This window comes from Catenulispora sp. EB89 (assembly GCF_041261445.1).
Lineage (GTDB): Bacteria > Actinomycetota > Actinomycetes > Streptomycetales > Catenulisporaceae > Catenulispora.
The window spans coordinates 288,390-300,860 of sequence record NZ_JBGCCU010000012.1; the positions used below are offsets into that span (position 1 = coordinate 288,390).

Below are 12,471 nucleotides of genomic sequence, written 5' to 3' on the forward strand. Positions count from 1 at the left end.
CCGCCGGCGAGCCCCGCGCCGGCGGGCCACCGAAGGGAGGAACGCCTCATGGAACGCCTCACGGACCCGCCCGCGGTCGTCTTCCGGATCCTGGGGGATCTGGCCGTCGAGATCGGCGGCCACGAGGCGGATCCCGGTCCGCACAAGCAGCGCCTGGTCCTGGCCATGCTGTTGTGCCGGGCCAACAGCGTGGTCTCCACCGACCTGCTGACCGACGCGGTGTGGGGCGACGAGCCGCCCCGCACCGCGCACAAGAACCTGCACGTCTACGTCTCCAGCCTGCGCAACCTGCTGCGTCCGGCGGGCGGCCCGGAACGCATCGTCCATCGCTCGGGCGGCTATGTGCTGCGGGTCGGGGCCGAGGAACTGGACGTGCTCCGCTTCAAGGAGTTCGTGCGCGCGGCCCGGATGAGCGCGACCGTCCCCAACGGGTCCGAGCACGCCGCCCGGCTCTTGGGCGAGGCCCTGGACCTGTGGCGCGGCCCGATGCTCGCCGACCTCGCCGACTCCCCGGCGATCCGGGCCGAGGCGGACGCCTGGGCTTTGCGCCGGGTGAGCGCGTGCGAGGACTGGGCCGAGGCCTGTGTCGCTCTCGGACGCGCCGCCGGTGTCGCGGACCGGATCGCCGAACTGGTCCGCGAGCATCCGATGCGCGAACGGCTGCGTGCGGTGCACATGACCGCGCTGCACCGGTCCGGGCGCCGTACCGAGGCGCTGGCCTGCTACGACGAATACCGGCGGCACCTGGCTGCCGAACTCGGGCTCGACGTCGGGCCGGTCGTCACATCCCTGTACCGCTCGCTGCTCGCGGACGGGGCGGCACGGTCGGGGGACCCCGTGCCGAAGCCGCGGCGCGAACGCCCCGACCAGCGCCTGCTGCTGCCGCCCGACCTCCACGACTTCACCGGGCGCGCGCGGCACACCGCCGAGCTGATGGAGACCGTCGGTGTCCACCGCCGCTCGGTGCACGTGTGCGGGCCGCTCGGCGTCGGCAAGACCACCCTGGCCGTCCGCACCGCGCACCGCCTGGCCGCCGACTTCCCCGACGGCTGCGTGCTGATCCGCATGCGCCGCTCCGACGGCTCGGCGCGCCCGGTCAACGCGCTGCTGGCCGACCTGTGCCGGGTCACCGGGACGACGATTCCCCAGGTCGACGACGAGGACGACGCCATCGCGCTGTGGCAGGCCGAAATCCTCGGCCGCAGCCTCCTGCTCGTCCTCGACGACGCGGCCGACGCCCCGACGCTGCAATCCCTGCTGCCCGGCCCGGGCGGCAGCGTCGCGCTGGTCACGACCCGCCGCGAGCTGCCCGGTATCGGCTCGCTGCAACGGATGGAGCTCGGGGCGTTCACGCCGACCGAGGCGCTCGACCTGCTGGCGCGGCACATCACCGGGCAGCGCGTGGCTCAGGAGCGCGGCGCTGCCGAGCGCATCGTCACGGCGGTGGGGCTGCTGCCGCTGACGGTCCGCCTGGTCGGCGGCAAGCTGGCGGCGCTGCGTCACCTCTCGCTGTCCGCCTACGCGTCCCGGCTGGAGTCCAGCGAGTGCCTTCTCGACGAGCTCGCGGTCGGCGAGAACACGGTCCGCCCCCGGCTCGCCGCGTGGTGGCAGGACCTCGTCCCGCACACCCGCGCCGGACTGCAAGCACTCAGCCGCCTGCCCGGCCCGGTCTTCACCCTCGCCGAGGCCGCCGCCGCGCTCGGCCTGCCACCGGACGAGGCCGGCCGCGCGCTGGAGCCGCTGCTCGAGCAACGCGAGCTGGACAGCCCGCTGGCCGAGGTCACGGCCCATGCCGTGCTCTACGAACTGCCGCTCCTCTCGCGCCTCTACGCCCGGACTCAACCTCTGTATGGCGACGAACGTCTCATGGGTGACTGTCGGGAATCCGACCGTCACCGCACATGACTGGTTGAAGGAGCACGTTCATGAGCAAGACCCGGGGAACCCGCGCGGCAGTGGTCGCAGGCGCCTGCGCGACACTGACACTGATCGCCGCCGGCCCGGCCATGGCCAAGTCCGACATCTCGCTGTCGGCCCACTCGGCCAAGGTCCGCGTCGGCCAGACCACCCGGCTCTCCACCACCGCCGGCGACGACGGCGCCCAGTACCAGCGCCTGTGCGTCGAACGCCAGAACGGCCGCACCTGGCAGGTGCTGCGCTGTGTCAACGGCGGCCAGGACGGCGTCTCCCTGAGCCTGTCGGTGAAGATCACGCACTCCGGCCGCACCACCTTCCGCGCGCAGCTGTTCAGCACCGACGCGCACCACGGCCACCTGAAGCTCGACCGGACGTCTGCGGTCGTCGCGGTGACAGGGCGCTGATACTGCGGGGGACACAGTTCGGTCATACCAACCGCACCTCACCCGACACCGGCGCTCACCGCCGCACTCTCGCCGAATTTGTCGAGATTTCGCGCCTATTCTCATTCCTCAACGTCGCCGTGTAAGGAACCAGACTTTCCTCTATTTTAGGGGTATCCCTAATTGATCGACGGTCCTCGTGGCCGCTGCCGCGCATGACCGCACTCCCACCGGAGGCGACATGGCCGACGGCGAACTCGCTCCGGCGGCGTTCCCCGAGATCGGTGAGCGTGAGATGGCGCTCTACCGGCTGTTCCTCCGCAAGGGTCGGCTGACCGTCGACGAGGCGGTGTGCGAGCTCGGCTTGGCCGGCGAGGACGCGACGCGGTCGGTCGAGGTCCTGATCGATCTGCATCTGCTGCGCGCCGAGCCCGAGCCGGTCGGGGCCGACACCGCCCCGGCCTACCTGCCGGTCCCGCCTTCGATCGCCGCGGCGTATCGGGTCGCGCCGGTCGAGGCGGATCTGCGGCGGCGGTTGGCCGACGCGGAGCGGGCTCGGGCGCAGCTGCTGATCCTGGACGAGGTGTACGCCGCGGGGCGGCCCTCGGCCGGATCGCACCGGCTGGACGAGATCCTCGACCTGGCCACCGTTCTGGACCTGATCGAGCGGCTCGCCGTCGGCTGCCGGACCGAGGTGATGACCGTGCAGCCCGGCGGGCCGCGGGAGCCGGATCAGCTGGAGCAGGCGATCACCCGCGATCTGGCGATGATCGGGCGCGGCGTCCGGATGCGCACGCTGTACCAGCACACCGCGCGCCTGCACCAGCCGACGCAGGAGTACGTCGCGCGCATCACCGCCGCCGGCGCCGAGGTCCGGACCCGTACCGACCTGTCCGGCCGGATGCTGGTCTTCGACCGCGAGGTCGCGATCCTGCCGCACCGGCTCAGCCTGGACGGCGCCATCGTGGTCCGCGAGCCGTCGATGGTGTTCTACTTCTGCGGCCTGTTCGACCAGTCCTGGTCGTTCGCCGACACCTTCGTCCCGCTGCGCCAGTGGGACAGCGCGCTCGACGACGTCAAACAGGCCGTCGTCCGATTACTCGCCGAGGGCATGAAGGACGAGATGATCGCCCGGCGCCTCGGCATGTCGCTGCGCACCTGCCGCAAGCACATCGCCGAGCTGCTGGAAGGGCTCGGCGCCGCCAGCCGCTTCCAGGCGGGCTACCTGGCCCGGGCGCGGCCCGATCTGGCCGGCCCGCAGCAGCCGGACCAGGGCGCGCAGCAGGCCGGCCCCTGGTTCGAGGCCATGCCGCCGAATCCCTTGCGGCAGCAGGGGAACTGAGTCAGACAGAACCCTGATGAGGACTCTCGGCGGACGGCCGGGGCCGGACCACCACCGGCAGCGCGCTCAGCCGCCGATGCTGGAACCCGCCGCTCCACCGCAGCCGCTCCGCCGGCACCGCGAGCCGCAGCTCCGGCCACCGTCGCGCGAGCGCACCGAGCGCCGCCGCCAGCGTCATCCTGGCCAGCGCCGAGCCGAGGCAGTAGTGCGGTCCTAGGCCGAAACTCAGCTGCCGGTGCCGGGTCGTGCGGTCCAGTCGCAGCTGCTCCGGCTGGACATGCGCACGGTGGTCGTGGTTCGCCGCCGCCACGGAAAGCAGCACACTGCTGCCCGCCGGGATGACCGTCTCGCCGATCCGCACGTCGCTGAGCGTGTGCCGGGTCGTCGCGAACGGACCCGGCGTGTCCATCCGCAGCAGCTCGTCCACGGCGCTCGGGATCGATCCGACATCGGCGGCCAGCAGGGCCAGTCCGCCAGGCTCCGCGGTCAGCGCTAGGACCGCCATCGCCAGCATCTGCACCGTGCTGTCGTATCCGGCCAACAGGAGCATGGCGATCAGATCGAGGAGTTCTTCGCGGCTCACCGCAGCGGCATCAGGCGCTTCGTTCCCCGCCATCCATGCCCTGATGATCTCCCCGAACACACCAGGCGACGATGTGCCGAGATCGACCTGCCGCCGTACATACGAGTCCAAAACCGTGACGGCGGCCTCGCGATCGGCTACTCCATACCCCTGCGAGTCGGCCAGCACGTCGAGCGCCACCCACAGCTCCGGCCGGTCCGCCGCCGCGATCCCCAACACCTCGCACATCACTCCGAACGCGAACGGCCGCGCGAACTCCGCAACCAGCTCCACGCTGTCGGGACGGCCGAGCCTGTCCAGGACCTGCTCCGCCAAGGACTCCACGGGCTCCTGCCAAGGCCCGAGCCGTGCCGCCGACAACGCCGGAGCCGCCAACCGCCGTATCCGCGTGTGATCCGGCGGATCGTAGTTGACCAGCGTCATGTCCAGCGCCCGATGCGGACGGCCGTGGTCGACCGGCTCCCGCGCCAGCGACAGCTGCGGGTTCAGCAGCGCGGCCCGGACGTCGGCCTCGCGGGTCACCACCCACACCTCCCGCCCCGCCGGTGACGTCGTACGCGCCACCGGACACGATTCACGAAGCTGTTCCAGCGTGGGATTCGGATCGGCGACGAAGCGCCCGCCGAGCGGTGAGGAAGTCATCAGAACCAACCCTCAGGAATGACCGTCGGTTGCGAGCAGCAGATCACGCACCGCGTCGATCAACACCAGCCCCGCCGCCCGGCCCGCCTCGTCGAGCCCCTCGACGGCGCGCACGCCGGCCCGCACCCCGGCCGCCGCCGGACGTCCGTTCCCCTGCCGCTGCGTCACCAGCCGCAGCGCGCCGGTCGACTGCCGCGCGAACAGCGCGAGCAGGTCGAGCTCGGCCAGGTCCGAGCGCGTCTGCGGGGCCGGGTCCAGCACCTCCAGGACGCCGAGCACGCCGGTGGCGTCCAGCAGTGGCGCCGCCATCAGCGCGTTGGGGACGTACTCGGTGGACTCGGCCAGATCGCGCGCGAAACCCTGGTCCTGGCTCAGATCGTCGACGATCATCGGCTCGCCGGACCCGGCCACCCAGCCGGCGATCCCGCGGCCGGCCGGGAACCTGCGGCCGACCAGGAAGTTCTCGCCCTGCCCGGAGACCGCCTGGAAGACCAGCTCCCCGGCGGCCTCGTCGAGCAGGAAGATGGAGCTCGCGGCGGCGCCGAAGATCGCGCGGGCGGTGTCCACGATGGACTGGAGCAGTTCCCGCGCCAGCGGGTCGGCCTCGGCCGCACTGCCGGTTGGCCCGGAGCGGTCCGCGACGGAGTTGTCCGGCTGATTCATGCTGCACCTCTGGATGTGACGTTTACGTTGGCTGCCGTCAGATAGAGCACGCTCTTGAGCTGGAACAGGGTCAGGTCCGGATGCTTGGCCAGGATCCGCGCGCACGCCCCGGCCACGAACGGGGTGGCGAAGCTGTTGCCGGTGGTGCGGATCGTCTTGCCGCCGAGCCAGGCCACGGAGACGTTCTGGCCGGCGGCGAAGAACTCCACCGGCGGTTCGGGGTTGTACAGGTGCAGATCCTGGTCGGACTCCTGGTGGCTGCCGACCGAGAACACCGAGGAGAACCGCCACGGGAAGCTCTCCACCGGCGTGTTGTGCGCGGAGGCCACCAGCGCGGTGCCGCCGAAGTACGCCTCGTCGGCGAGCTCGTGCAGCGCCTCGGCGAACCGCGCTCGCGTGGTCGACAGGCTCAGGTTGACCACGTCGAACCGCTGCCGCACGGCCCACCGCAGGCCGGCCAGCAGCACGTCGCCGGTCCCGGAGAAGCGCTCTCCCAGAACCCTGACACTGTGCAGCTCGCAGTCCGGGGCCAGCCGCCGCACGATGCTGGCGCAGGCCGTGCCGTGGCCGCAGGTGTCGCCGGTCTCGGTCGGCTCGACCCGGAACTCCCCGCCGTCGCCGACCACCACCCAGGAGCCGTCCACCGGCCCGACGCCCGGATGGTCCCGCTCGACGCCGCTGTCCACGACGCACACCCGCACCCCGCGCCCGGTCGAACCGCCCCAAGCCCAGTCCGGCGTGACCTCGATCCCGTCCGCGGTCAGGGCGATGTCGTCCGGCGCGCGCCCACGCAGGCTCCAGGTCAAGCGCGCCGGATCGGTGTGGCTGCGCGGCGACGCGATGGTGTCGGTGGTCATGTGGTCGGCCTTCCTGCGCGAACTTCGACGTCGATCGGGCTGTGGTCGGCGAGGTCCAGCAGCTGCTCCGCGCAGCGCGTCCCCGGCCGATGCCCCTTGGCGGCGAACTGGTCCCGCGCCGAGCACGCGGCTTCCAGCGCCTCCGACGCCCGATCCGAAGCCTGCGCGCAGCGGGCCAGGTCGAGCGCCGCGGTGGCCTGAAGCACCGGCGAATCGGCGGCGCGGGCATCGAGGACCGCACGCCGAGCCAGATCCAGCGCGTGGCCCGGATCCGTGTCCATCACCACCCGCGCCAACAGCCCTCGAAGATCGACGGCGTCCTCCAGCGGCAGCGAGTCGACGGCTTCGACCGGCTCGGAATCCCGTTTCAACAGCAGGGCTTTCGCGTCCTCGACGCGTCCGGCGTCCAGCAGCACACGAGCCCGGGCCCGCCGCAGCTGAGCCGCCGCCTGGCTCCCGCCGAGCCGGTCGGCGGCCGACTCGGCCTGCCGGAGCAGCATGTCAGCCTCCTGCGGACGCCCGGCCAGCGACGCGACGGTTGCCCGGAAGAAGGGCAGGAAGACGGACGTCTCCGCGTACCCGGCGGCCCGCGCGAACTCGTCGGCGGCGTCCAGACAGGCCAAGGCCGCGTCGGGCCGGTCGTCGAAGGCGAGCAGCACCGCCAGCGGGCAGTTGAGCGTGATCTGCACGATGCGCCGCACGCCGTGCCGCGCCAGCAGTCCCCGGCACCGCGCCACGGCCTCGGCGACCGGCGTCGGCCCGGCCGACAGCGAGACCCCGAGCGCGCCGAGGACGGCCGCGCGTTCGGGCTCCGCGCCGGCCCGCACAGCGTGTTCGGCAGCGCTGAGCAGCAGTTGCTCGGCCTGGCCGTGCCGCCCCAGCGTCTGCCGGGCTTGCGCGATCCGCAACCGGGATCTGGCCTGGCCGAGTTCGTCGCCCTCGGCGGTGAACACTGCGCTCACCTCTTCGGCGACGCGTGCCGTACCGACCGGATCGGCGTCCGCGCCGTGCACGGCCAGCGCCAGCCGAGCATGCGCACGCACCAAGTTCGGAGCGGACGGCTCGGCGACGACCTCCGCCAGCAGGGCCCTGCCTTCGTCGAGACTTCCTCCGGCCACCAGCACCTCGGCCAGCTGCCATAGCACCTGCGGACGCTGCTCGTCCGCGGGCTCGCTCAGCGCCGTGGCCCGGCGCAGCAGCGGCTCGGCCCAGCCGAGGTCGGCACGGGCCAAGGCCCGCGAACCGGCTGCGGCCAGGGTGATCATCGCCCGCGAGCGCAGCAGCTCGGTGCGGCCGTCGGCCAGTCCGAGCTCGGTCCGGTAGCGATGCGCCAGCTCCCAGTGCGCCCCGGCCTCGTGGTCCGCGGCCCGCGCGGCCACGAGCAGCCCGGCCGCGCGCTCGTGCCGGTCCGCCCTGATCCGCTTGGCAGTGCGCTGATACGACACCTCCTGGACCAGACCGCTGGTGAAGCGCATACTGCCGCTGGCGGCCTCGATCATCCGGCGGCCGGCCAGCCCGCACAGGGCCCGGCCGGTCATGTCAGCGCTCTCCGGTCCGGTCTGCAGGTCGCCGCCCGGCGCCCCCTCGGGCCCGGACCGGGCCAGACCGGCGACCCGGTCCGGCGTGAACTCGCGACCGAGGACGGCGGCCAAGGAGAGTGCGGCGCGCTCGGCCGCGCCGAGGGCGTCGATCTGTACGCCGAGCAGCGCCTGGATCGTCGACGGCAGGCCTTCGGAGCTGCCGGGTTCCGCAGGATCGGCGACCGCGAGCAGATGCTCCAACAGCAGCGGATTGCCTTCCGCCCGGTCGAGGATCCGGGCCGGCAACTGTCGCGGCGCGGCGTATTCGCGTTCTGCGTAAGCCGTCGCCAGACGTACACACTCCGCCCTCGGCAGGGGAGGGAGCGTGAGGCATTCGTGCTCTGATCCCGGCGCGGACCAACCGGCTCCGGCCTCCAACAACTCGGGACGTCCGGCGCAGACCAGCAGCAACGGGAAGTCGGCGGCCAGCGCCGAAAGGCGTTCGACCGTGGCCCGCAGCGCCGGGCGCGACCAGTGGAAGTCATCGAGCACCAGGACCAGCGGCCCGGCGGCGGTCAGGTGGCGCAGCACCACGCCGAGTGAGGCGCAGGTGTCCTCGATCGACGGATCGGGGGTGCCGTCGCGCAGCATCCCGACCTCCAGCAGGGCCAGCGCGTCGGTCACCGGCCCGGGCCAGGCGGTTCCCGGTTCGGCGCGGACACCGTCCAGCAGCGCCGACACGGCTTCGGCCAGCGCCGTCAGGCTTCCGCTGTCGGTGAGCGGACGGCAGCGACCGACGCCGGAGCGGGTCCGACGCGACGGTTCCCGGTCCAGCCATTCCCGCAGCAGCCTGGTCTTGCCCAGGCCTGCCTCGGCGGTCAGAGTCAGCACTCTGACACGACGCTCGGCGGTCGTCGCACGCAAGGCTTGGTCCAGCGCGGCGAACTGGTCCTCGCGCCCCACGAACGGTAGATCGAACCGGCGCAACAGCCCCGGGTCGTCGCCGCGCAGGGCGGTCAACCGATAGGCGTGCACCGGCTCGGTCTTCCCGCGCAGGCTCATCGGCCCCGCGTCCTGTGCCTCCACCGCCGCGGACACCGCGCGCCGCGTCTCGGCGTCGATCAGGATCTCGCCGGGGGCCGCGTTCTGCTCCAGCCGGGCCGCCACGTTGGCCACCTCGCCGGAGATGAGCACCTGCCGCTCGTCGGAGTCGGTGCCGACCACGGCCTCGCCGGTGCCGATGCCGATTCGCACGGCCAGCCGCACGCCGAGCGCGCTGTGCAGCTCCTCGTTCAGCCGGTGCAGGACGTCCGGGATCTCCAGCGCCGCGGCGACCGCGCGCAGCGCGTCGTCCTCGTGCAGGCCCGGGATGCCGAACACGGCCATGACCGCGTCCCCGATGAACTTCTCCACGGTGCCGCCGCGCGCCTCGATCGGGGCGCGCACGGCCGCGAAGTAGCGCAGGATCACCGAGCGCAGCGTCTCGGGGTCGAGCCGCCCGGACAGCGCGGTCGAGCCGACCAGGTCGCAGAACAGCACGGTGACCGGTCGGCGCTCCTCGGCCGACGGGGTCGGGACGGACAGCGCCGGGGCCGGGGCGGGCGTCGCCGTCGCAGCGCACGGCGTACCGCAGTTCATGCAGAAGCGGGCGCTGTCGGGCAGCGTTTCAGAGCATGCGGCGCAGTGCACTGCCTTCCTCACTTTCCAAGCTCGTCGCGGACCGGCCGGGCGATCAGAACAGCGCGCCGCCGGCGATGTTGGTGTGCGCCTGGACCTCGGGTTCGAGCTCGTCGAGCCGAGTCTTGAGATCCACCAGCAGATCCAGCTCCTGGGGGGACAGCGAACCGAGGACCACGACCTGCTCCTCGCTCAGCGTGTCCAAGGGGAATCCGGCCGCGGCGAGCGCGGTCAGCGCGGGGTTGGCGGGGCTGTCGGAGTCGTTCATCGGGTCCTCCACAAATCGGTGGTTCTGAGGTCGGACGAAGGTGAGTCGGTGGCATCCGGTGACAGTTCCCTGATCAACTCGGTCAGCGCACCGATCGTGTGCAGCGCGCTGACACCGATCGCGGCGTCCTGGGCCCGGCTCAGCGGCAGGTCGTCCAGCAGCTCGTCGAGCTGACTGGTGTGGCCGCCGTCGAGTTCGGCGTGCGCGCGGACGGTACGGAAGGCCTCGGTCGGCAGCCCGGTGTCCAGGGCGAGTCGGTCGGCCAGCCAGACAGCCGGCGCGCGGCTTTCGAGCACTGCGATGTACCCGAGCAGCGTCGCCGGGTGTCCGTGTTCGATCCAGTAGTACTGCGGGCCGACCAGGCGCGCCGCCGCGAGACCCGCCGACGGCTCCGGCACGCCGTTGCTGCCGTGCATCACGGCGAGGTCGTCCAGCAGCCACAGGTCGTGGCCGCGTTCCTCGTCGATGTGCTCGACCAGGTAGTCGTGCAGGCGCGCGGCGAGCGGATCCGCCGCCCCGCGCTCGGCGCAGCGTCGGGCCGCGAGGTCCATGAGCGGTACCGAGGCGCGGATCACCTGATGCATGGCAGCGAGGTAGCGGCCGTAGCGGAGGACGAGGCCGTCTGGCCTCCAGAGGCGATCCAGCGCGGCGTTCAGGGCGTGGTCCGCGAGGGAGATCTTGACGTGCAACATATCGCTGCGCGAGAGCGTGGCGGTCATCGTGTGTCTCCCGGGGCCACCAGCTCGGCATACTTGGCGCAGCCGAATCGCCGCACCAGCGTGACCGGACCGGATTCGGCCTGCGTGGCAGTGGCGTGCCGGTCCAGCAGCTCTCCGGCCGGACCGGCGCCGAAAGCGCGGATCGCCGGCAAGTCAGTGCTCTGTGGGAGCGCGATGCAGGCCGTGCAGTAGTCGTCCGAGCCCGCGCTGCCGTTGCCGAACCGGGAGCGCAGATGCAGCGGACCCAGGGCCCTGATCATCCGCACCTCGGGCGAGTTCATGGCCCGCTCGCGCAGCGTCGGCCAGTCGTCGTCGGCGATGTGGCCGAGCAGGAGATGCTCCGGTGCCGGCCTCAGATCCACGGTGTCCTGACCGCAGCAGGCCAGGACCGTGCCGTCGGAGGCCACCACGGGCCAGGCGGCCATGGCGCAGGGCAGCACGCGCGCCGGATCCTGTGCTCTGTCCGAGGAATCCGGTGCCCCCTCCGGCCCGGCGACGATCCGCGCGGCCGCGGCCCAGGACGCCGCCCGGCCCACCGCGCGCACCTCGTTCACCAGCATCGGAACCCGGTTCCCGAACCTGCGCCGAACCTCTTCGGTGACGTCGGCCAGGTAGGGATCGTCGGGGCCGTGGCCGGTCAGGTGCAGGCTCACGGCCATGCCGTCGTCGAGCAGCGTGGACAGCGTCCGCAGCACCTCGGCCCTGGGCACCTCGCGCTCGTGCTCGCGGTCCAGGCTCGCCGAGAAGTGGTCCACGGCGTGGATCGCCTTACGAATATGCCTCGGGAAGCGTCCCTGGCGTGCGAAGAACATCCCGCTGAGCAGTGCCGTGCGGACACCCCGGTCCGCGGCAGCCTGGGCCAGTTCGGTCACGAGGCCCGGCCGCAGCAGCGGCTCACCGCCGGTGAACATCACCAGCTCCGGCCGGTCCTGCGGGCCGAAGGACTCGACCAGCCGGCGCAGCGCGGCGCCGTCCAGCTGGGGCCCGGTCATCGTGGACGCGGTGGAGCAGTGCGCACAGTGCAGCGGGCAGCGCTGAGTCAGCATCAGCAGGACGCCGGCGCACGGCACCGGACGCAGGCTGATCAGTTCGGCCAGTTCCACAGCGCGCTCCTTTCCAGCGGACGCATTCGCGGACGCCGCGTCGCGGGCGTCCGAGGACCACTGTCGGCGCGGCCGATTCGGCCCCGGTTAAGGCGCACCCAATTCTCGATATGGCCGCAGCTCAGAGCAGTGAGACAGATCCCTGACGCGCTGCCGAGTCGGTCCCCGGGCCCTCATCCGCACGTCACGCAACCCTGCGCCAGGCCTCCTGATCTGCGGCCATAGCGAAAATGCGCCGCGACCCAAGCGGGCTCGAAGCGCCGCCGCGCAGATTGGTCGGCGTCGGCCCCGATCACGAGGGCCACAGCGAAACCCGCCTTCCGCACGAGTCTGGAGAACACCATGGCCAAGAAGCGCGATCTGGAGAACGAGCCCGAAGTCGTCGCCCACTCGGGTGAGGACACCCCGTGGTGTGGCGTGAACGTCAACACCAACGCCACCGAGGACGAGCCGGAGGTCATCGCGCACTCCGGTGAGGACACGCCGTGGTGTGGCGTGAACGTCGGTACCGCCGCGACCGAGGACGAGCCCGAAGTCGTCGCACACTCCGGCGAGGACACCCCCTGGTGTGGCGTGAACGTCGGCACTGCCGCGACCGAGGACGAGCCCGAGGTCATTGCGCACTCCGGTGAGGACACCCCCTGGTGCGGCATCAACGTCGGCACCGCCGCCACCGAGGACTGATGACGCCCCGCACCACCGTCTGACGCACCATCGGCTGACGACCACCGTCCCGAGCCGGTCGGCCGCGGTGCTGCTCCGCCGGGCAGCACCACGGCCGACTGGCCCGATCCTTC

At 72.2% G+C, this 12,471-nt stretch carries 11 protein-coding genes; 4 read left to right on the forward strand and 7 right to left on the reverse strand.

Translation table 11 applies throughout. The annotated features are described in order from the left end of the window. Positions 1-48 precede the first annotated feature (48 nt). The 3 genes from ABH920_RS25740 (at position 49) to ABH920_RS25750 (ending at position 3,642) form a co-directional block, all read left to right on the forward strand. The gene (locus ABH920_RS25740) at positions 49-1,905 is read left to right on the forward strand and encodes a BTAD domain-containing putative transcriptional regulator (protein ID WP_370351688.1); all 1,857 of its coding nucleotides are present in this window, start codon (positions 49-51) and stop codon (positions 1,903-1,905) included. A gap of 20 nt (positions 1,906-1,925) precedes the next feature. Further along, positions 1,926-2,321 (forward strand): hypothetical protein, encoded by a 396-nt coding sequence (locus tag ABH920_RS25745; protein ID WP_370351689.1) that lies wholly within the window; start codon positions 1,926-1,928, stop codon positions 2,319-2,321. A 220-nt stretch (positions 2,322-2,541) separates the two neighbouring features. Continuing rightward, positions 2,542-3,642, forward strand: a complete 1,101-nt coding sequence (locus ABH920_RS25750) for a LuxR C-terminal-related transcriptional regulator (RefSeq protein WP_370351690.1) — start codon at positions 2,542-2,544, stop codon at positions 3,640-3,642. A 1-nt stretch (position 3,643) separates the two neighbouring features. Here the strand turns inward: ABH920_RS25750 and ABH920_RS25755 are convergent, their stop codons facing one another. Genes ABH920_RS25755 through ABH920_RS25785 form a run of 7 tightly spaced genes read right to left on the reverse strand, consistent with a single transcriptional unit; the run spans position 3,644 to position 11,674 of the window. Further along, on the reverse strand, positions 3,644-4,867 hold the full coding sequence (locus ABH920_RS25755) for a cytochrome P450 (RefSeq protein WP_370351691.1): 1,224 nt from the start codon (positions 4,865-4,867) through the stop codon (positions 3,644-3,646). A 12-nt stretch (positions 4,868-4,879) separates the two neighbouring features. After that, positions 4,880-5,530 (reverse strand): GAF domain-containing protein, encoded by a 651-nt coding sequence (locus ABH920_RS25760; protein WP_370351692.1) that lies wholly within the window; start codon positions 5,528-5,530, stop codon positions 4,880-4,882. Next, positions 5,527-6,387 (reverse strand): S8 family serine peptidase, encoded by an 861-nt coding sequence (locus tag ABH920_RS25765; protein WP_370351693.1) that lies wholly within the window; start codon positions 6,385-6,387, stop codon positions 5,527-5,529. The genes ABH920_RS25760 and ABH920_RS25765 overlap by 4 nt, the downstream gene beginning before the upstream one ends. Continuing rightward, complete coding sequence (locus tag ABH920_RS25770; protein ID WP_370351694.1) at positions 6,384-9,608, reverse strand: adenylate/guanylate cyclase domain-containing protein; 3,225 nt, start codon at positions 9,606-9,608, stop codon at positions 6,384-6,386. Before ABH920_RS25770 ends, ABH920_RS25765 begins: the two co-directional genes overlap by 4 nt. Positions 9,609-9,639: 31 nt before the next feature. Further along, a complete protein-coding gene (locus tag ABH920_RS25775; protein ID WP_370351695.1) occupies positions 9,640-9,852 on the reverse strand; it encodes an aroma-sacti cluster domain-containing protein in 213 nt (70 codons plus the stop codon). Continuing rightward, positions 9,849-10,571: a hypothetical protein gene (locus ABH920_RS25780; protein ID WP_370351696.1), complete on the reverse strand. Its 723-nt coding sequence runs from the start codon at positions 10,569-10,571 to the stop codon at positions 9,849-9,851. Before ABH920_RS25780 ends, ABH920_RS25775 begins: the two co-directional genes overlap by 4 nt. Continuing rightward, complete coding sequence (locus ABH920_RS25785; protein ID WP_370351697.1) at positions 10,568-11,674, reverse strand: radical SAM protein; 1,107 nt, start codon at positions 11,672-11,674, stop codon at positions 10,568-10,570. Before ABH920_RS25785 ends, ABH920_RS25780 begins: the two co-directional genes overlap by 4 nt. A gap of 342 nt (positions 11,675-12,016) precedes the next feature. Here ABH920_RS25785 and ABH920_RS25790 point away from each other — a divergent pair, with 342 nt between their 5' ends. Continuing rightward, positions 12,017-12,358, forward strand: coding sequence for a hypothetical protein (locus ABH920_RS25790; protein ID WP_370351698.1), 342 nt, complete (start codon positions 12,017-12,019; stop codon positions 12,356-12,358). Positions 12,359-12,471: the final 113 nt, after the last annotated feature.